The organism is Candidatus Margulisiibacteriota bacterium (assembly GCA_041658645.1).
Classification (GTDB): domain Bacteria; phylum Margulisbacteria; class WOR-1; order O2-12-FULL-45-9; family XYB2-FULL-48-7; genus JBAZZV01.
Genome location: JBAZZV010000001.1, coordinates 192,281 through 212,053 on the forward strand (window position 1 = coordinate 192,281; position 19,773 = coordinate 212,053).

14 protein-coding genes and 1 tRNA gene are annotated in these 19,773 nt (G+C 53.8%); 7 read left to right on the top strand and 8 right to left on the bottom strand.

The features are described 5' to 3' along the window. Window position 1 precedes the first annotated feature (1 nt). Window positions 2–190, top strand: coding sequence for a 4Fe-4S binding protein (locus tag WC903_01030; protein ID MFA5892540.1), 189 nt, complete (start codon window positions 2–4; stop codon window positions 188–190). Here WC903_01030 and WC903_01035 read toward each other — a convergent pair whose 3' ends face one another. Continuing rightward, window positions 191–1,132 (bottom strand): aspartate carbamoyltransferase catalytic subunit, encoded by a 942-nt coding sequence (locus WC903_01035; GenBank protein ID MFA5892541.1) that lies wholly within the window; start codon window positions 1,130–1,132, stop codon window positions 191–193. Window positions 1,133–1,184: 52 nt separating this feature from the next. On the opposite strand from WC903_01035, the gene WC903_01040 reads away from it, so the two are divergent. From WC903_01040 to WC903_01050, 3 genes are read left to right on the top strand one after another with little or no spacing between them, the layout of a single operon-like run. After that, window positions 1,185–2,078, top strand: coding sequence for an FAD:protein FMN transferase (locus tag WC903_01040; protein MFA5892542.1), 894 nt, complete (start codon window positions 1,185–1,187; stop codon window positions 2,076–2,078). Next, window positions 2,050–3,321: an acetate kinase gene (locus WC903_01045; protein MFA5892543.1), complete on the top strand. Its 1,272-nt coding sequence runs from the start codon at window positions 2,050–2,052 to the stop codon at window positions 3,319–3,321. The genes WC903_01040 and WC903_01045 overlap by 29 nt, the downstream gene beginning before the upstream one ends. Window positions 3,322–3,323: 2 nt before the next feature. After that, window positions 3,324–4,133, top strand: coding sequence for a hypothetical protein (locus WC903_01050; protein MFA5892544.1), 810 nt, complete (start codon window positions 3,324–3,326; stop codon window positions 4,131–4,133). Here the strand turns inward: WC903_01050 and WC903_01055 are convergent. After that, window positions 4,114–6,501 carry a hypothetical protein gene (locus WC903_01055; protein MFA5892545.1) on the bottom strand — a complete coding sequence of 796 codons (2,388 nt, stop codon included), beginning with the start codon at window positions 6,499–6,501 and terminating at the stop codon, window positions 4,114–4,116. The two genes, WC903_01050 and WC903_01055, sit on opposite strands and share 20 nt — an antisense overlap. 169 nt (window positions 6,502–6,670) lie before the next feature. On the opposite strand from WC903_01055, the gene WC903_01060 reads away from it, so the two are divergent. After that, window positions 6,671–6,744 (top strand) — tRNA-Gln (locus WC903_01060). Between the two features lie 202 nt (window positions 6,745–6,946). On the opposite strand, the gene WC903_01065 is transcribed toward WC903_01060, so the two are convergent. Both WC903_01065 and WC903_01070 read right to left on the bottom strand, forming a co-directional pair. Continuing rightward, window positions 6,947–8,554: a tetratricopeptide repeat protein gene (locus WC903_01065; GenBank protein MFA5892546.1), complete on the bottom strand. Its 1,608-nt coding sequence runs from the start codon at window positions 8,552–8,554 to the stop codon at window positions 6,947–6,949. Between the two features lie 127 nt (window positions 8,555–8,681). Then, on the bottom strand, window positions 8,682–8,894 hold the full coding sequence (locus WC903_01070) for a hypothetical protein (GenBank protein MFA5892547.1): 213 nt from the start codon (window positions 8,892–8,894) through the stop codon (window positions 8,682–8,684). 239 nt (window positions 8,895–9,133) lie between these two features. On the opposite strand from WC903_01070, the gene WC903_01075 reads away from it, so the two are divergent. Both WC903_01075 and WC903_01080 read left to right on the top strand, forming a co-directional pair. Then, window positions 9,134–9,703, top strand: a complete 570-nt coding sequence (locus tag WC903_01075; GenBank protein ID MFA5892548.1) for an arginine decarboxylase, pyruvoyl-dependent — start codon at window positions 9,134–9,136, stop codon at window positions 9,701–9,703. A 62-nt stretch (window positions 9,704–9,765) separates the two neighbouring features. Further along, window positions 9,766–10,614 (top strand): hypothetical protein, encoded by an 849-nt coding sequence (locus tag WC903_01080; GenBank protein MFA5892549.1) that lies wholly within the window; start codon window positions 9,766–9,768, stop codon window positions 10,612–10,614. A gap of 16 nt (window positions 10,615–10,630) precedes the next feature. Here the strand turns inward: WC903_01080 and WC903_01085 are convergent, their stop codons facing one another. The 4 genes from WC903_01085 to glmS are packed head-to-tail and all read right to left on the bottom strand — an operon-like array spanning window position 10,631 to window position 19,773. Beyond that, entirely contained in the window at window positions 10,631–12,970 is a 2,340-nt protein-coding gene (locus WC903_01085) for a glycosyl transferase (protein MFA5892550.1), read from the bottom strand. Next, window positions 12,922–14,718 (bottom strand): alpha-amylase family protein, encoded by a 1,797-nt coding sequence (locus tag WC903_01090; protein ID MFA5892551.1) that lies wholly within the window; start codon window positions 14,716–14,718, stop codon window positions 12,922–12,924. The genes WC903_01085 and WC903_01090 overlap by 49 nt, the downstream gene beginning before the upstream one ends. A gap of 35 nt (window positions 14,719–14,753) precedes the next feature. Then, window positions 14,754–17,897, bottom strand: a complete 3,144-nt coding sequence (locus tag WC903_01095; GenBank protein MFA5892552.1) for a cellobiose phosphorylase — start codon at window positions 17,895–17,897, stop codon at window positions 14,754–14,756. A gap of 46 nt (window positions 17,898–17,943) precedes the next feature. Beyond that, on the bottom strand, window positions 17,944–19,773 hold the full coding sequence (glmS, locus tag WC903_01100) for a glutamine--fructose-6-phosphate transaminase (isomerizing) (protein ID MFA5892553.1): 1,830 nt from the start codon (window positions 19,771–19,773) through the stop codon (window positions 17,944–17,946).

Below are 19,773 nucleotides of genomic sequence, written 5' to 3' on the forward strand. Positions count from 1 at the left end.
TATGGCAGCTGGACAAAAAGCGGTAGTTGATGCTTCGACCTGCACCGGATGCGGCATCTGCGTTGATGTTTGCCCGAATCAGGCGCTCGAGGTTGTGGACGGCGTGGCGAAACTGGTGAAACCGGAAGCGTGCGACGGCAGCGGCGGATGCGTGGATGCGTGTCCCGTTCAGGCGATCACGCTGAAATAGTTATTCCGCGGACTTTCCCCCGAGGAGCAAAAAGAGGATAGCGGTCCGTACGGCAACCCCGTTGGTTACCTGTTCTAAAATCACATTATTAGGGCCGTCGGCCACCTCTGAAGTTATTTCCACCCCGCGGTTGATCGGACCAGGATGCATGACGATTACGTCGCGGCGGGCCTTGGCCAGCCGTTCGGCATTGAGCCCGAAAAGCTCGGAGTATTCTTCGATCGAGGGGAAGAGCCCTTTTTCCATCCGCTCGCGCTGGATGCGGAGCATGTTAATGAAGTCGGCATCCTTGAGCTCCGCGTCAAAGTCATAGGAAACCTTGACCCCCATCGTTTCAATGTCCTTCGGCATCAGGGTCGGCGGGCCGACCACTACCACTTCGGCCCCGAGCTTTTTTAAGCCCCAGATATTAGAACGAGCGACGCGTGAATGGGCGATATCACCGACGATCAGGACCTTCTTCCCTTTGACAGTTTTTTTCTTTTCGATCATGGTGTAGATATCGAGCAGCCCCTGGGTCGGGTGTTCGTTGCAGCCGTCGCCGGCGTTGATGACCGGGGCGGGGCAGTTTTTGGCCGCCAGGTGGGGGGCGCCGGCCAGGCCATGCCGGATGATGACGCAATCGAGCCCCATCATCTCGAGGTTCTTGACCGTGTCGATGAGCGACTCGCCCTTGACCGCGCTCGAGGTCGACATCTGGACGTTGGTGATATTGGCTGACAGGACCTTGGCGGCGGTATTGAAAGAGGTGCGGGTCCGGGTCGACGGTTCATAGAAGAGAGTCACGATATGCTTGCCGAGGAGAGTGGGGACCTTGGGAATCGGGCGCATGATGACCTCTTTCATCGAGCGGGCGGTCTCTAAAATCAGATTGATCTCCTCAACGGAGAGCTCTTTGAGGCCGAGGAGGTCTTTTGATCGAAGCCCTTTGACCTTGTTCATAACGTTTGAATCTTACCGCTAAATATTATATCATGACGCGGCGGAATACACCATGAGAACACCCCTTGGGATCGCGACAATATTCCTGCTTTTGGTCTGGCTGATGATCGAGAGCTATCAAAGCTGCCTACCCTTCCCGGCCGAGCGTACGGCGATGGTGATGGGAACGACCGTCCGGGTCAAGGTCAACGGGTGGGGAGCGCCGCACTGGGCGAACCGGGCGCTCTTTGAGATCAAGCGGCTGGAAAAGCTTTTCAATAAGTATGATCCGGCCAGTGAGATCAGCCTGATCAATAAACTGGGCGGCCGGGCGCCGCTCCAGGTGTCCACGGATACCTTTGACGTTCTGACGCTGGCCCAGGCGGTCAACCGGGCATCAGGTGGGGCGTTTGACGTCACGCTGGGCCATCCTGGCAGTTTAATTTTAGATGAGAAGAACAGGAAAGTTGAACTTAGAACACGGAACACGGAGCACGGAACACAGGGGATTGATCTCGGCGGAATCGGTAAAGGGTTCGCGGTCGAATCGGCCCGGCGGCTCCTGCTGAAGAAAGGGGTCAAAAGTGCTATAATTGACGCGCATTCATCGATCGCCGTGATCGGTGATGGTTGGCGCGTGGGGATACGGGACCCCAGGTACCCGGTATCTGGTACCAGGGAGCTTATTGGAGTAGTGGCTCTGAATGATGGCGACGCGCTGTCGACCTCCGGACAGTACGAACAGCCAGGCCATATTGTTGACCCTAGGAGCGGTCGTCCGGCTGACCGGTGCCTTAGCGTGACGGTGGTCGCTAAAGATGCAGCCTTAGCTGACGCTTTATCAACTGCTGTCTTCGTGCTGGGCCCCGTTGACGGGCTGAAATTGCTGCAAAAGTTTCGAGCTAAATCGTTCATCATAGATAGAAACGGAACAATAAATGATAATCTTGGCGTTAAATTGCGGTAGCTCCTCGGTCAAATACAAGCTCTTCTTCTGGGAGAAGCGCGAGACGATCACCAAAGGGGTTGTGGAGCGGATCGGGATCCCTGGTTCGTTCATCAGCTTTAGCCTTCCGGGGAGAGGGGAGCAGAAGATCGAGTTTGAATGCCCCGACCACCGGACGGCGCTGCAGATGATCATTAACACGCTGGTCCATCAGGAGCATGGCGTGGTCCATGAGCTCCGCGATATCCGTGCGGTCGGCCACCGGGTGGTGCATGGCGGTGAGCGGTTCAAGAGCTCGACCTTGATCAATAGCGATGTACTCGACGCGATCAAGGAGGTCCAGGCTCTGGCCCCACTCCATAACCCGCCCAATATCGCCGGCATCGAAGCGGCTCAGGAGGTCCTGCCAGATATCCCGCATATCGCCGTTTTCGATACCGCTTTCCATCAGACGATGCCGGAACACGCTTTCCTCTATGCCGTTCCTTACGAATGGTACGGCATGTACGGTGTCCGCCGCTACGGTTTCCACGGGACTTCGCACCTCTACGTTTCCCGCCGGGCGGCCGCCCTCCTGGGCCAGAAGCCGCTCGAGACCAATCTCATTACCATGCATATCGGCAATGGGGTCAGCATCTCGGCGATCAAGGGGGGGATTTCGGTCGACACCAGCATGGGGTTGACCCCGCTGGAAGGGGCGGTCATGGGAACCCGGAGCGGCGATATCGATCCGGCCATCATCCTCTTTATGATCGAAAAAGAGGGTTTCTACGCCGAAGAGATCGATTCTATTCTCAATAAGAAGAGCGGCCTGCTCGGTATCACCGGCAAATACATGGACCGCCGCGACATCGACAAGGCGGCAGCCGAAGGCGACCGGCGCTCCCAGCTGGCGATCGAGATCGAAGTGTATCGTTTGAAAAAGTATATCGGCGCCTATCTGGCGGCCCTGGGAAAAATTGACGCCATGGTCTTTACCGCCGGGGCCGGCGAGTTGAACTGGAAACTGCGCGAGGCGGTCCTGGCCGACCTGGCCGGGCTCGGTCTGGTCCTTGATCCCAAAAAGAACGCGGCGGCCGTCAGCCGGGAGCGGGAATCGCTGATCTCCGCCGACGATTCGCCGATCAAGATCTACGTTATCCCGACCGACGAGGAGCTCGTCTTCATCGAAGATGTCGTGGCGATCCTCGAGGGACGCTATGAGACCCACACCCATTTCACCTATTCCTTCGAAAATCCCAAGTACAAACGGAAAGCCGAATGAAAATGGATGATTTTTTAAAGTTTATCTGGCTGAAGCCGGCAGAAGAACTTCGCTGCGGGGCGACGAGCCTAAAAAACCATGCCGAGCGTAAGATCAGCTATCCCTGGGAACTGATCGTTAATCTTCGGGCCGATCTGGAAAGCGATCTCCGGGTCTTGGGGGCGGGGATATTGGGCCTGGTGCATCCGTCAGCCGTGCTCTACGCTCCGGAAAATATGCTGATCGAAGCCGGAGCCGAAGTCGAGGCCGGCGCGGTGCTCGATGCCCGCGGCGGCCCGATCTATATCGGTAAAAATACAATAGTCCGGCCGCAGAGCTACCTGCGCGGCCCTTTATCGATCGGACCGGAATGCCGGATCGGCGGCGAAGTGACCCACTCGATCTTCCACGGCTATACCAATAAAGCGCATTATGGTTTTATCGGCCATTCTTATATTGGTGAATGGGTCAACCTGGGGGCGGGGACGACCAATTCGAACTTAAAAAATACTTATGGGACGGTAAAAATGACGCTCAACGGCAAAGAACTCGACACCGGCGAACAATTTTTGGGTTGTTTGATCGGCGATCACGCGAAAGTGGGGATAGGGACGCTGATCCCCACGGGGGCGGTGATCGGGCTGGGGGCCAATATTTTTGGCGGCGGCCTGACGCCGAAAGCCGTGCCGGCCTTCAGCTGGGGAGCCAAGGAAAAAGTCGAGCTTGAAAAGTTCATAGCGACCGGGAAAAACGCGATGAGCCGCCGCGGCCAAAAAATGAGCGCCGGCGAAGAGACATTACTTAAGAAATTATTCAACCTTTCCAGTGGTTAACGTTGAGCTTTTTGACCTGGCTGTTGCCGGCGCGGTTGAGCTGGGCCGCCATTTTTTCCATGGAGATGGAAGGGGAAAAAACAACGGCGCGCACCTCGACTCCCCGGCGGAGAAATTTAGATACGGTTGAGAGCGTGACGACTCTCTCGCCCAGATTTATGATGGCCGCGATCATTGGCGACAACATTTCCTGATCGATCTTGAATTTAATCTCCACTAACTGGCGGCGCGCAGGGAAAGGGTCGGCGGAAGCCGTGTGCTTGTAAAGGTCGTTGAGCCTTTTGGCGAAGAAATCTATTGGTTCCTTTTCGAGCGGTGAAGCTTTAATTTGCACGAGAGTGTAATTCTGTTCACTGCCCAAAAAATTAATCCCCTTAAGCTCCAATTTAGCGGCCTCGAGAAAATCGAGCAGGCGTTTGAACGCCCCGTGATGGTTATTATTGAACATAACATAAATACTGTCGCCGTCACGGCCGGTGACGACGGAAGAGTCTTGCAATATCCCTCCGGCGCGCTGCAGCAATGTATTTTTTCCCCCAGCTTCCGCGCCCACGCCGAGGGCGGCATGAAAAGTCTCGGCGTCGCGAAAGCCGGTTTTATTATAGAGCCGGGCAGAAGAGTAGTGAAGTTGATGGGTCTGGCCGCAAACCCTCGGGCAGAGCGCCTCAAAAAGAGAGAAAGCTTCTTTTTTCCAAACCTTGATCACAGTTTCTTCCAGAGCGATTTTCCCCCGATCGATGAATTGGCTTAACTTGCCCCTTGCTCCGCCCGTTACCCCGGCGGCGATTAAATCGAGCGAGGCGGCTGACAGCTGGGTATTGGCGGCCTTGAGCCTGGCCTTGTTGGCCGGCTGGGGATCTTTGGCCAGAATTAGTATTATCATGTCGCCGTTTTTTATCGGAGAGTCAAGGTTAGCCCTTTCATCTTGCCAGAAACCGTCAGATTGCAGGCGCCTGACAACGGCGCTAAGCACCCGGCTGCCGACACCGATTCCCAGCCGGAAAGCGAAATCGAGCACGGTGACGGCCCCGGACCCGCGCTTGGGCCCGACATCAATAATCCGGCCGTTTTCATCGTAGACATAGACATATCCTTTGTTATTCAACTCAAAATGATTGGCTTCGTAGACGGCCCTGGCATTAGGCGCTTCAAGAATAAAAGAATCAAAACCCTGATCGGTCAGCTTGAGACGGATATGCGAATAATCGCCTACCGTTGCTTGATGGTGCATGGCTTTTGATTTGATCTGAATCTCGACTTCCCAGCCTTCTTTAGCGGCGAAGGTAGCGTGCAAGGCCTGATAACCTGTCTCTTTCGGTTTGGCGATGTAATCATCGAATTCGGCCGGCTCATAAATGAAAAGCCAGGTTTCCATTTCCTTTATCAGCTCGCCTAAAGCGGTATAACATTGCTCCGTGTCTTCAACAATACATTCAAGCGCGATAAGATCATGCAGCGCCCGGCGCTTGTTGGCGATCTGGACCAGCCCTTTTTCCCGCCAGTTGAAAGTGTATTGAGGGAATCTCGCAATTAAGCACTCTCCCAGCGTCCTCATTTCTTCGGCGAAATAGCGCGGACCAAGTTTATAAACCCCGCTGTAAGTCGTGGAGGCGGTTTGAGCGGCTTTTTCCGGTTCCATGTTAAAAAAAGCCAGGTCTTCCAACTGCTGGGCGTGGCGGGAATGGCGCAGGACCTTTAAAAGGGGGGCAAAAGCATGCCGCCCATAGGGCGCGCACGGCTCCAATCTTTTGCCGATATTTCTGGACAAAGCGGTATAAATCTCGGCCGTCTTTAGCAGCAGCACATCCATATTTTGCTCGCGGGCGGTCAGCATCTTGATGTATAATCCGCCCTGATCATTGCCAAATTCCCGTTGAAAGTCGAATTCGTCAAGCAGGTGTTTTCTGTCAATTAAGTCGATTACAGCCCGGCCGCCCCGTTTACCGACAAGCGGGGGATCAACGTCCAGGAGCAGATAGGCGGCGACGGTGTCGGGAGATGTTCCCCAGCTCATCAGCAATTCAATTCCCAGGGCTTTTGGCTCAAGGTCCAGAGAGAGTTCTTCCAGAAGCTCAAACGCCGCTTTTAAGTTGATCAGATTGGCGGACGGCAGATTTTCCCGGTAAAAGGTAAAAAGGTCCTGCTTAAGGGGAGCTGTCGGTTTGGGTTCCGGTCTTTCCCCTCCGCCGGAGGGGAGTTCCGCCTGGGCGAGGACAATGGAAGCTGAAGGGATTTGCAGGTTTCCGGCCGCAAAGACAGGGCGATAAATTACCGCTGGCTGGGGAAAAAGCCCCCGAGCCGCGCGGGCAAGGAATGGTTCCGCCGGGATTTGATGGTGATGCGCTGGTGGTTTTGTCCCTATTTTCATTCAAATTGGTTATCGTCTTATTCATTGAATAATTTCAACAAAAAGTGATATACTCTTGAATGTCAAATGACCAATGACAAATGTCAAATGATGGTACTGCTTATCGATTTAATTAATTCCTCCATTAGTCATTGAGAATTGGCCATTGGTCATTGCGAACGAAGTTCGTTGCGGGATAGTGTAACGGTAGCACACTTCTCTTTGGCAGAAGCAATCCTGGTTCAAATCCAGGTCCCGCAGCCAAACTTATTAGTTAGTAATTTGTACTTGGTAATTTGGTATATAAATATAGTTAGTTGGCCGTTGGCTGGCGGTTCTAATGTTGTTCACGATGGTCAGCCACTATCTTATCGCAAACTTTCCGTTTAATCCCCCGACCCTGACAGCGATAAAGCGAAAAAAGGCTAGAATGGGATAGCTGGGAGTAAATAAGATACTATAAAAATTATTTCTGGTTAATTTCTTTAAGTAATTTGTTGGCCATATCTTTGTCTAAGGCCTTAAGAGTTTTATATTCATTAAGAGCGAGTTCTTTCTCGCCCAGCGATAAATAGCATATCCCCATGTTAAGGTGCGCATTAGCATTGCTTGGATTAATATAAATCGCTAGCTTGCTAAATTCTAAGGCGTTTTTTATTTGACCAAGTTTCAAATAAGCATTACTCAAACCGATATGTGCTAATTCAGAAAATTCAGAATTAGAGTTAAGGGAAATTACTTGCTCAAAAGATTTTATTGCTTCTTCGTAGTGTTCAATCTTATAATAAGCTTGAGCCAAGATGAGATAATCCGTCTCATTGACTGAACCAAGACTAATCGCCCGCTTAAAAGCTCCTATCGATTTATTGTATTGACCCAATTCAAAAAAAGCAATTCCTAAACTTGCATGCGCCTGAATAAGATCTGGCTGAATTTCAATTGCCTTATTGAGGATATTTTTGCCTTCGTCGTAATTGCCCAGCCCAAAATATGATAAACCTAGATTGTTATATAACCGTGCATTATTAGGGTTGTATTTTATGCCTTGATTCAATATTTCTATTGCTTTGTTGTGAAAATGGTATGTATTTGAATAAATGCCGCTTAGATTTAGGTAGGCACTAACGTCAGCAGGATTAATTTGAATAGCTCGATTATATGAATCTACGGCTTCCTTATATTGGCCGAGTTGTTGCTGACAATAACCTAACATAGAATAATCAATGGCATAGCCAGGATTAATTTCTAATGCTTTTTTGAGATACGGCAGCGCATTTTTATAGTCATTTGCCGTATAAAAAGACTGTCCTTTTTCATAATATTTATCGGCAGAATCAAATTGTTCAATATTTTGTGATTCATCTTGTCCTTTTGTTTTATCATCAAGCATTAATCCGGAGGGCTTAAACTTAAATTCAAATCTATCGTTTTCAATTACAACCACGAAAATTAGGGGGTACTCTAGCTTGAAATTCGGGTAATAACATAAATAACCTTGACGAATCTTATGGGGATACAAAGGTCGAAATTGAAAATAATTATCGATATAGTTATTAAATTCTCGCTCGACAGATGCCCTCTGCGATGAAGATATGGTACTTACAATTAGCCGATCCTTTTTGCTCTGTTCAGTTTCTGCTCTTTGCATCTCTCCGGTCCATTTGGAGCCAGAATCACTGCCACTATACGAATATTTATATTCAGGCTCAATATTGATCTCTTTTGCCTCTGAATAAATTCCTTTTATCTTTTCCAAAAAGGCTTTACTGCAATAATTTAGCGGCTTTAAATCAGAGCCGTCAAAAAGATGGGCAGCATATTTATTTTCAGCTATATCGTTTTCTTTTTTGTTTTCCATTTGTAAAGAAACCACAAAATAATCTTCTTTGAATTTCATAATTGACACCATGATATTATAATTCATGCCTTTGTATGAAATAGTTTTTATCCCATTCGCATCTACGATTTCCATATCAGGAGAATTGGAAATCGGTTGTAAGTAATTATCAGAAGGCACACATCCGCCAACAAAAAATAATAAAATAAGCATGAAAGGCAATGTCATTTTATTCATAAAGATGTTCAAGCAACCGTATTCCCCGCTAAAAACCCACAGCTATCTGGCCCCAAGTATACTCCCTTAATATTTGAACTCAAGGTTTTTGTTGAAAAAAGACAGAATCTGTTAATTAAAATAAACATTAATATTTTTCAAACGTACCACAACCAAAACATAATATCGCATCGTCAACAATATCCTTTTCTGTGTCTTCGTATGGGGGAGCCCCTTCGTAAGGGATTGGATACATTCTTCCGGTTTTTAGTTTATTATAATTAGGGCAAATTCGAGGGCTGAATCTATGTTTGCAAGATTCAAGTCTTTTTTTGCCTTTTTGGATTCCTTCTTTATTCATATGTTTGTAAGTCTTATGTAATCATATCACTATTAGTTTGTATTTGGGGCGGGGTTTTAAAACCAATAAATATTTTTCTTTTTTCATTTTTTAAAAGGCCGGGCCGCTCCGGGGAAAAGGGATCAAAAGTGCCGCTTGCTGCCGTGAAAAGTATTAGGTAAAATTATTGAAAAGGTTTGAGAAGAAGAAGGACTCGCAGCCAACCCTTAAAAGGGAGTATAATCAAGCTTATGAACGACATGGTTCCGGATAAGATATTTTTTGTCAAAGGGGTTGGCCGGCATAAGGAAAAGCTGGCCAGCTTTGAGATGGCACTGCGCGACGCGGGGATCCAGGCGGTCAACTACGTCCAGGTTTCGAGCATTTTCCCGCCCGGTTGTAAGCAGATCCCCCGCGAGCAAGGCTTGAAATTGATCAAGCCGGGCCAGATCGCTTTTATCGTCATGTCGCGCAATGACACCAACGAATCGCATCGCCTGATCTCCGCTTCGATCGGCATCGCCCTGCCGGCCGACCCCAACACCTATGGTTATTTGAGCGAACACCACGGCAACGGGATGACCGACGAGGAGTGCGGTGAGTACGCCGAGGACATCGCGGCCCAGATGCTAGCCACGGTCCTCGGTATCCCGTTCGAGGAGGATTCGAGCTGGGACGAACGTCAGGAGCAGTGGAAATTGTCCGACAAGATCGTCCGCACTTCGCACGTGACCCAGAGCGCCATCGGCCAGCGCGGCCTCTGGAGCACGGTCATCGCCGCCGCCGTTTTGATCATCGAGCCGGTCAACGGCAACGGCGAGAGCAAATAACCCTTTACAAGCTTCTTTTGCCGCCGTATAATCAGTTCGCGAATACCCATGGAGGTGTTTTGATGTTAAAGAAGATCTTAGGTTTACTGCTAGTGGTCATTATCGTCGTTTCTGCCGCGGCCGCCGCTTTTGCCGTGATCAAAGGGCTCGAAAAACAGAAACAAGCGTTGGTCAAGGTTGGCGAAAGCGTCGTCGTCCCGGAAGGGGCCGAGATCCAGTCGGCCGTCAGCGTTGGCGGCTCGGTCACGGTTTACGGCAAGGTGCTCGAAGATGTGGTTTCAGTCGGCGGTTCGGTCTATCTGAAGGACCCGGCGACGGTCGGCGGCGACGTGGTGGCGGTTGGCGGGAAGATCATGCGGGAACCGGGGGCGATCGTCCGTGGGGATATAGTTGAAGTGGCCGTGGCCGGCATCTCGCCGACGGTCTCGTTTTTCACCAAGGGAGGGATCTTAAAAGGGGTCGCCATGTTCAATGTTCTTTCTTTCTTCGGCTTCCTCGTTCTGGCGATCATTTTGGTCGCCGTGTTCACTTCCCAGGTCGGCCGGGTGTCCGCTGTTCTGGAAAAAGATCTATTACAGAACTTCCTCTATGGCTTGCTGATCGCTGTCCTGTTCATCCCGATAACCATTGTCCTGCTGGTCTCGCTCATCGGCATTGTCCTGATACCGGTCTGGGGGATGTTGCTCGCGGCGGCCGGTCTTTTCGGCTACATTGCCGTCGGCCATTTGCTGGGGAAGAAAACTCTGCATGCTTTCAGGATCGAAGGGCGTTCGATGATGACCGAAACGCTGATCGGCGTCATCTTGCTCTCGCTTATCGGACTGATCCCGGTCGGCGGGTTCCTGATCAAAATGATCGCCGCCTTCTGTGGCTTGGGCGGGGTCTGGTTGACCCGTTTCGGCGTTAAGTAAGGGCCCGGGCGGGGCGCTAGCCCATGATCACTTCGACGTGATGCTCTTTCCCTTTGGTCACCGGGATGACATTTGACGCTATCTTTTTACCGTCGAGCACTACCGACTTGACCCCTTTACTGGCCCCATAAGGATTGCGGACGGTGATAAAATAATCCGCCCCGCGGAAATGCCGCTTGACCGAGAAAGCCTTCCACTCTTTCGGGATGCAGGGATCGATCTTCAAGCCGTTATAATCCGGCCGGATGCCGAGGATGTACTGCGAGACGGCGACAAAATTCCAGCTGGCCGAACCGGTCAACCAGGAGTTCTTCCCTTCGCCGAAATCCTTGTGGGCCTTACCGGCGATCATCTGGCAGTAGACATACGGTTCGGTCTTGTGGATATCGGCGATCTTGTTGCGCGCCGCCGGGAGGATCGCCCGGTAGTACTGGTAAGCCTGGTCGCCGCGACCGAGGAGGCACTCGGCGATCATGACCCACGGATTGGGATGGCAAAAGATGGCGCCGTTCTCTTTTAAGCCGGGCGGATAAACGCCGATGCTTCCCAACTGGTGCTGGAACTGGGAGTAGGGCGGGGTCAGGATCATTATTCCGTGATCGGTCGAGAGGAGGCGGTTGACCGCGTCGAGGCATTTCTTCCCCCGTTCGTAGTCGGCCACGCCCGACATCAGCGCCCAGGCTTGCGGTTCCAAGTAGATCTTCCCCTCCGGGCAGGTTTTCGAGCCGACCGGCTCTTGCCGGTCGGTATAAGCCCGCCGGTACCAATCGCCATCCCAGGCGGTCTCGTTGATCGTCGCCTTCATCCCTTGGGCGATCTTTTCATATTTCTTTGACTTGGCCGGCTGGCCGTACAATTTAGCCAGCTCGACCATTTCACTCGCGGCGGCGACGAGCATCTGCGCCACCATGACCGACTCCGCTTTCTTTTTCCCCTGGTCGAGGTTAAGACAGTCGTTCCAGTCGGCAAAGAAGATCCGCGGCAAGCCGTGCGGCCCGAGATTATTCATCGAGAAAGCGATTGCTTTTTCCAGGTGGGTGAAAAGGTCGACCGCGCGGCCGCCGGCGATCGGAATTATTTCCTTCAAGAAAGCTTTGTCGCCGGTTTCTTTGATATAGGCGGCAACAGAATAGATCAACCAAAGATGATCGTCGCCGTATTTGTGGTCCGACGGGTTGGCCTTCTTGGTCAGCGGCGAATATTGGTGGTAGGCGCTCCCGTCGGGCAGCTGGGTCGAAGCGAGATCGCGGATCCGTTCGCGGACCTTCTCCGGGATCATGTGGACAAAGCCGAGCGTGTCTTGGTTCGAATCCCTGAAACCCATGCCGCGGCCGATCCCCGATTCGTAATACGAGGCCGAGCGGGACCAGTTAAAAGTAGTGCGGCATTGGTACTGGTTCCAGGTGTTGACCATTAAGTTCAGCTCTTCGTCCGGGGTCCGGACGGAGAAATTGTTCAGGTCCCGCTCCCAGTGTTCTTTCAACCGCTGCAGCTCTTTTTCTATGACCGCCTTGGAGCCGAACTTCTTGATCTTTTGCGGCGGTGCTTTCTTATCTTCCGCGTAACCGAGGACAAAGATAAAGGTCTTGGTCTCACCCGCCTTCAGCTTGCAGGGGATCTCCAGCGCGCCGACCGGCGCCCAGCCGCAGGCGAGGGAATTGTTCATCTTTCCCTCCACGACCGCCCGAGGGGCGGAGAAATCGCCATAGTTCCCCATAAAGTCGCGGCGTTGGGTGTCAAAGCCCTTGGGGGTGGCGTTGGCGCAGGCGAGATAGGCGAGGAGATTGTGTTCCACCCGGTAGCGGGAGAGGTGGTAGATGGTCCCGTCTTTAACCTCGGTCTCGCCGATGTTCAGATTGTACTGGTAATCGGTCATATCGTTCAGCGCGTCCCAGAGACAGAACTCGACAAAAGGGAAGAGGGAGAGGTCGCGTGATTTTTGAGCTTTGACCTCGATCATCCAAACTTCGAGGTTTTCCCCGAGCGGGACAAAATAGGTCGTCTTGGTCTGGACGCCGGCGTATTCGACTTCGATCACGGTGTAACCGAGGCCGTGGCGGCACTCGTATTTGTTCGACTTCATCACCGGCTGGTAGGAGGCCGACCAAAACTCTTCGCTGCTGTTGTCGCGCAGATAGATGTAGCGTCCGCCGCGGTCCATCGGGACGTTGTTATAGCGGTAGCGGGTCAGGCGCCGCTCTTTCGGATCGCGATAGAAGCTGTAACCCCCCGCGGTATTCGACATCAGGCCGCAATAGTCCTCCGATCCCAGATAGTTGATCCACGGCAGGGGGGTATCGGGCCGGGTTATAACGAATTCTTTATTGTCCGTATCAAAGTAGCCGTATTTTGCCATTTGCTCGCTCCCTTTCTAATTGTTAAAAACAGGCTGAAGTTGGCGTAACTGACTTTCCCCCGGCCTATTTTCTTTACCAAAATAAAATATTTGCGCGGCTTGCCCGCAATAACGTCCAAGAAACCATCCTCTGTTATTTCTCCATGGTCATAAGTTACCCCGAGCAGGTCTTCGAGCAAGGGCTGGGGATAAAGATGGCCATTCTCGTCCTTTTGACCGTAACGGGCTTCAGTTATTAAGTGCCCGCCGGTGGCGACCCACTTTTTCAAGTTCTCGTGCTGGCGCCGGGAAAGAAGATAAGGATTGGGGAGAAGGATCGTCTTATAGGGGAGCTTTCCTCCCTCCAGGTCCTGATCGAAAATAAAATCGATCAGCTCCTTATTCTTCTTATAAACCAGCTGGTAAGCGCCGGAAGCAGATTCCAGGGCGTGAGTTAGCCCGATGTCGGTCCGAACCGCCTCCCATTGTCCGGCAATGCCGCGTGGCGGGCCCTGTTCCTGGTAGGTTTGAACCTCGCTGGAGCGGAGGTAGGCAATTGCCGTAGAGGCGGTCTTTAGACCGCCATGTTTTGGCGACCTGAAGGTCGCCGCTACTTCTTTGGCAAGCTTCTTGATGACGTCCAATCGCTTCGTTGGTGATCCATCAGCTTTTAAAATTCCAAATCCGCCCGTTTCCGCGCCAAAGAGCGGCGGGCGCCAGGCATGATAGAGGAGTGCCTTGGCCCCCCGTTCGTAAGCCTGCTTGGTCCATCCTTTGATCTCCGGCCCGACCACATAATCCGGGCACCCCCAGCGGACATTCTGGCCACCTTGCATTTCAGTCACGTGGAATTCCGCTTTGCCGGCACGGGTAAAGCTCCGCCAGATATCGAGCATGAAAGCGAGGCCGCGCTCGTCCATCCGGCCCCCCTTCGGGTAAATATCGAGGCCGTACCAGTCGAGTCCCTCGCACAGCCGGCTGTGGTCGGGGACCCGGGTGCAGATCCCGATAAAGCCGTTGGTCCCGACGGGATGTTTCTGGTCGGTGCTCCGGACGATCTTCGCCAAATGGCCAATCCAACCCTTGAGGCTGTCGGTCTTAAAGCGGAACCAGTCGAGGAAGATATGAGGGGAGACCGCTTCCCAGATCCCCGCTTTGGGGGTCCGGATATCTTCCCAGCTAGAGAGATGGTTCGTCCAGAAACTCGTCCCCCAGACCTCGTTCAGTTTTTTAAGCGAACCATAGCGTGCTTTGGCCCAGACGAGGAAGGCGCGGCGGCTATCCTCACAGTGGCAGTAGTCGTTCTGGGTCGTGTGGTCGAGCGGAGGATAGACCGGCTCGTTATCGACCTGCCAATAGAGCAGCGCCGGGTGATTTTTATAACGGGCCACAAGCTTCTTGGTTAACCGTTCCGCCAGGCGCCGGTAACGGGAATTGTCTTTACAGACATTCGGCCGGGGGCCAAATTCCGGATAAAGCGTTCCGTCCTGCGCGACCGGCCGGGAAGCGGGATAAAGGCGGTAGAACCAGGGCGGGACTTGCGAGGTCGGTATCCCGAGCAGGACTTTCAAACCGTGTTTGGCGCAAATATCGAGCGCCCGGTCGAGCCCGGCAAAATTGAACTTTCCCGGCTCCGGCTCGATCCAATCCCAAGCCATCTCGTTGAACCGGACCAGGTTAAAGCCGGCTTTCTTGATATTTCTAAAGTTCTCTTCCCACGTTTCTACCGGCCATTGGTCGGGGTAGAAAGTGACGCCAAAAGGCAACATAGCCCGAACATTATAGCAAAAAAAAGGGCGGAGTTCTAATCGAGCGTAACGACGATTTTTTTGACCTTGCGGTCGCGGATGGCGCGAGCGTGCGGTTCGGGGACGACCGGTGCGTTGATCTCCACCTCGCGATCCTCGTAGCAGAGGCGATAGGCGCGCGGTTTGACGGCAGGTTCCCCGCCGTAGGTGTTCTTCCCTTTTTTGTTCAGGTAAGTGACCTCGATCGAGCCGAGGAGGGTAAAGACCAGTTTTCCTTTCTTAAAAAGCCAGCCGGGGAGGAGCGGGGCCAGGCAGAAGACGAGCTTGCCGGCAGCGTCGAGGGAGAAGATCTTTTTGCCGGTCGTCATCATCAGCCACATATCCATGAATTCGATCGCCCCGCCGGAGAGCCGGGCGACAAACCCGCGGCCGTGGCTCTGCTTGTTCGGATGGGCGCTGGAAACGAGGAAAGAAGAATTTTCCAGGGTGCTCCGCTTGTATTTTTTCGGGTCCATGAAGGGGACCAGGGCGTGCTTGAAATCGTGGAAGAACTCGTCGTACATCCCGGCCTTGAGCAGTTCGAGGAGATATTTATATTCCATGTGGAGCCAGATCGATTCGTTCTCCAGCCAGCCGGGGGTGAAAATGCGGGCCCGCCCGACCTCGATCGGCGCGGTCTCCAGGGGAGAATTGACCTTGTACATCTTCAGCTCGCGGTCGTAAAGGGGGCTCTGTTTGACCAGCTGGTAGATCCGCTTGTCCTGTTCTACCTTCAGGGCATGGACAAAACCTTCCAGGAAAAGAGGGAGGGCCTGCTGGGCGAAGCGGCGGACCTTGATCGTATTGCCGCTCTGGGTCTCGAATTCAACTGCGTCATTGATGAAATAAGTGTAGTAATTGCCGTACTTGTCGAGACAGCGGCGGATCCCGGCGTCGCATTTCTTGACGATGTTTTTTAGGAATTTGCCAGTTTGGTCGCCGGTCAGCTTGACCTCTTCGCCGCTCAACCCGAGCCGGACGCGGCGGCGGAAGGTCTCTTTTAACCCGGCCGTGACGTCCCAGTACTGGAAGTTGTCGTGGCTATTGAAGAAGGCGAGGAGGTTATTGTTGACCCCCTCGAGGAATTCGGCGACTTCGACCGGCAGGGCGATCGAGTCGTCGTCCCGGAGATGTTTGAGGGTGTAGAGGGCGAGCCGCTTCAGCTCGAGCGCTTCAGAAAGAGAGGAGCCAAAGAGCGCGGGTAAACCATTCAGGGCGTCATACCAGCCTGGCTTATCCGCTTCCATCTCCAGGCCGATCCCCTCGGCGTCGAATGAAGCCGCTTTATTCACCGCCAGACAGAGGAGCTTACCGGCCAGGGTGGTGTAATAGGGTTCACCTTTGCCCAGTCCGGTCCGGACCAAGTGGCGGTGTTGGCCGCGGCTGTTCAGTAAATGTGATTTCTCGACATCGTGCCGGACACCCTCATACTGGCGGACCTTTCCCCCGACCAGCCGGTAACGGTCCCGGCGGTCAACCACGACATGTTCGTTGTCGAAATAGGTAAAGACCGGTTTATTAAAGAGTATCTCCCGGACCTGCTCCGGAAAAAGACATTCAAAGCTTTCCAGCAGGTCGAGATTATAAAAGAAATGGTCGATCCAGAACCCTTCGCCGTGGACCGCCCCTTCTTCCACGACGGCTAGGGTGACCAGCTCGCGGGCAAACTCTTCGCGAGAGATCTTGTATTCCGCCCCGGTCTCCTCATTCTCTTTGATCAGCTCGCCGAGGAGGAACGGCGCGGTCAGTTTGGTGACCAGGGCCTGGTCCGGGGCCTTGAAATGTTTGGCGACCAGCGCCTCGGCTTGGCGGGCCGACTTAAGGCAGTATTGGCTGCCGAGAACGACCAGCGGGTTGAAACCGTCCAGTTGGATCAGATTAAAGAAGCGGATGATGTTGTCGTTGCCCACATCCGGGTTGACGAAAACGTCGTCGCGCCGGTTCTGGTTGATGTCGCGGTAATTGCCGTTCCCTTGGGAGAAATAAGTGGGCATCAGCTTAAAGTCGTTATAGTCGCGCTCCATGTCGCCGTGCTTGCGGTAGTAGGTGTAGATCACTTTATTCCCGACGGTGACGGGGAGCCCGCCGCGCAGAACGTTGTCGAGAAAGGTCTGGCGGGAGTAGAGGTCGAAACTTTTCGAGGCGCTCTCCATGTGAAAGGCGGCGCAAACCTGATCGACCAGGGTCCGGTTGCCGAGCGCCTTGCGGGCGAAATATTTGCGGCTGGAGACCCGCCGCTTCAGTTGGTTAAGCAGGTGGACATTGTCGGCCTGGCCGAAGAGGGAATAGAGCTCAAAGGTCGACCGGGGGCCGAGGCGGAACTTCTTGTGAGCGAAAGCGCAGGGGATAAAGCCCTGGGTCAGTTGTTTGCGCGGCAGTTTAAAACGGTTGGAGACGGCAAAGCCGTCGGGGAACTCGAGGCTCGAGATCTCGCCGAAGATGAGCGTCGGGTCGATGATCAGATCGACCTGGCTCTGCTTGTTCCCCTGTTGGGCGAAGGAGAGGAAAAAATGGCCTTTCTCGATCAACTTGGTTTCCGAAACGTCGGCCGGCAGGACCTTGAGCCGGAAGAACGGGGCGTGGCGCTCCAGGTTCTCGACCTGGCACCAAGCCTCGATCGTCTGACTGAGCCGTTTCAGGAAATCGTTGGCAAAACCGAACGGGATGACGATCGGCAGGCCGTCGATCAACTCGACCTGGCGCGGGCGCCGGCCGAGGTTGGTCACTTTAACCACCCGGGCGAGACCGGGGAAAGCCTCGTTCGGCACAGTAAAAAAATCGACCTCGACCCGGAGCTTAAGCTTTTGGTTTTCCTCGATCAGGGTCAGCCCGTGGGAAGAGATCCGCATCTCCTTGGGCGAGTCCGATCGTTCCGAGAAAGGTTCATAGAAGACCCCGTCGATCTTGAGGAAGGTGCGGAAGCCGTTGAGCGCCACGTCGCGATAAGCTTTATTGGCGGCCTGGAACTCCATGATGGCGTCGTCTTTATCGAGGAAACCGGCCGAGGTGATGCATTGCCCGCGATTGGCGTAGAAAACCCACATTGGGCAACCGAAGGTGCCGGCCACTCCCGGAAAAAAACTGGAGAAGGTTGGCGCGGAATTGTAATTCTCGATGACGAACTCGTTCTCGGAAGAGATATAGTATTTCGGCTTCAACATCTCGTTAGTATTCTACAGGGTTAAGCGTCGTGAGTCAAAAAAACGGCTATTCGACGGTGACGCTCTTGGCGAGGTTGCGCGGCTGGTCGATGTGGCAGCCCCGTTTGACGGCGATGTAGTAGGCGAAAAGCTGGAGCGGCACTACCGCCAGGAGCGGGGAGAGCGCTTCGGAGGTCTGGGGAATATAGATGACCTCGTCGACCCGTTCGGCCAGGCTGCTGTCGCCGGCGGTCGTTACGGCTATAACCTGTCCGCCGCGCGCCTTGACCTCTTCGATGTTGCCGAGGATCTTCTCGAAGCGGCGGCCGGCCAGGGCGAGGACGACGACCGGCATGTTCCGGTCGATCAGGGCGATCGGCCCGTGTTTCATCTCGGCGGCGGGATAACCTTCGGCGTGGATATAGGAGACCTCTTTCAGCTTGAGCGCCCCTTCCAGGGCGATGGGGAATCCTTTGCCGCGGCCTAAGTAGAGCGCGTTGGTCGTGCCCCGATATTTTTCCGCGATCTCTTCGACGATCGGTTCGCCGAGCAAGGTCCGCTCGACCTTCTCCGGGAGTTCGATCAGGTCGTTGATCAGCTTGGTCGCGGCCGCCTCGCTTAACACGCCGCGTTTCTGGCCGAAAAGGATGGCCAGCAGGTAGATGATGGCCAGTTGGGTGGTAAAGGCCTTGGTCGAGGCGACCCCGATCTCCGGGCCGGCGCTGGTGTAGACGACCCCGTTCGCTTCGCGGGCGATGGTCGAGCCGACCACGTTGCAGATGGCGACCGCTTTTGCCCCTTGCTCCCGGGCTTCCCAGACGGCGCCCAAAGTGTCGGCCGTTTCACCTGACTGGGTGATGGCGATGACCAGTGTTTTATTATCGATGATCGGATGCCGGTAGCGGAACTCGGCGGCGTATTCGACCTCGGTCGGGACCCGGGCGAATTGTTCGAAAAGGTATTCGCCGATCAACCCAGCGTGCCAGGAGGTGCCGCAGGCGGTAAAGACCACCCGGTTGATCGACCTGATCTCTTCATCGCTCAAGTTCAATTCGTCAAAATGGATCTTATGGCTTTCCGCCTGGACCCGTCCCTCGATCGTCTTGCGCAGGGCGTTCGGCTGCTCGTGGATCTCCTTGAGCATGAAATGGGCGTAGCCCCCTTTTTCCGCCGACTCCGGGTCCCAAGAGATCAGGCTGGTCTCTTTCAGGACCGGCCGGCCGTTAGCATCAAATATCCTGACTCCGGCCGGGGAGATCTCGGCCAGTTCGCCGTTGTCGAGATAAGTGACGCGGCTGGTATATTTAAGGATGGCGGTGATATCGGAGGCGACGAACGACTCGTTCTCCCCGTGGCCGATGATCAGCGGACTGCCGGAGCGGGCGACGACGATCTTCTCGGGGTCGTGTTCGGAAATGACCGCCAGGGCGTAGGTTCCCCGAACCTGTCCGAGCGAAGTGCGGACCGCTGTCAGGAGGTCGCCGGCATAATTGGCCTCGATCAGGTGAGCGAAGACCTCCGTGTCGGTCGCCGAGCGGAAAGTATGGCCGCGGGCGATCAATTCCTTGCGGAGTTCGAGAAAGTTCTCAATGATGCCGTTATGGACGACAACGAGTTTCGACTGGCAGTCAACGTGAGGATGGGAATTGATGTGGGAGGGTTGGCCGTGGGTAGCCCAGCGGGTGTGGCCGATGCCGATCAGGCCGTTGATCGGTTGGCCCGCCAGCAAAGTTTCCAGATCGACGATCTTGCCGACGCACTTGCTGACAAAAAGCTTTCCCTCGTCCAAGGTGGCGACCCCGGCCGAGTCGTAGCCCCGGTACTCCAGCTTCTTGAGGCCCTCGACCAGGAAAGGGAGGGCTTCCTTATAACCGACATAACCAACTATTCCGCACAT

Bases quoted from the DNA above. Each gene is read 5' to 3' on its own strand.
- WC903_01030 (MFA5892540.1), top strand. From the start codon at position 2: ATGGCAGCTGGACAAAAAGCGGTAGTTGATGCTTCGACCTGCACCGGA.
- WC903_01035 (MFA5892541.1), bottom strand. From the start codon at position 1,132: ATGAACAAGGTCAAAGGGCTTCGATCAAAAGACCTCCTCGGCCTCAAA.
- WC903_01040 (MFA5892542.1), top strand. From the start codon at position 1,185: ATGAGAACACCCCTTGGGATCGCGACAATATTCCTGCTTTTGGTCTGG.
- WC903_01045 (MFA5892543.1), top strand. From the start codon at position 2,050: ATGATAATCTTGGCGTTAAATTGCGGTAGCTCCTCGGTCAAATACAAG.
- WC903_01050 (MFA5892544.1), top strand. From the start codon at position 3,324: ATGGATGATTTTTTAAAGTTTATCTGGCTGAAGCCGGCAGAAGAACTT.
- WC903_01055 (MFA5892545.1), bottom strand. From the start codon at position 6,501: ATGAAAATAGGGACAAAACCACCAGCGCATCACCATCAAATCCCGGCG.
- WC903_01065 (MFA5892546.1), bottom strand. From the start codon at position 8,554: ATGAATAAAATGACATTGCCTTTCATGCTTATTTTATTATTTTTTGTT.
- WC903_01070 (MFA5892547.1), bottom strand. From the start codon at position 8,894: ATGAATAAAGAAGGAATCCAAAAAGGCAAAAAAAGACTTGAATCTTGC.
- WC903_01075 (MFA5892548.1), top strand. From the start codon at position 9,134: ATGGTTCCGGATAAGATATTTTTTGTCAAAGGGGTTGGCCGGCATAAG.
- WC903_01080 (MFA5892549.1), top strand. From the start codon at position 9,766: ATGTTAAAGAAGATCTTAGGTTTACTGCTAGTGGTCATTATCGTCGTT.
- WC903_01085 (MFA5892550.1), bottom strand. From the start codon at position 12,970: ATGGCAAAATACGGCTACTTTGATACGGACAATAAAGAATTCGTTATA.
- WC903_01090 (MFA5892551.1), bottom strand. From the start codon at position 14,718: ATGTTGCCTTTTGGCGTCACTTTCTACCCCGACCAATGGCCGGTAGAA.
- WC903_01095 (MFA5892552.1), bottom strand. From the start codon at position 17,897: ATGTTGAAGCCGAAATACTATATCTCTTCCGAGAACGAGTTCGTCATC.
- glmS (MFA5892553.1), bottom strand. From the start codon at position 19,773: ATGTGCGGAATAGTTGGTTATGTCGGTTATAAGGAAGCCCTCCCTTTC.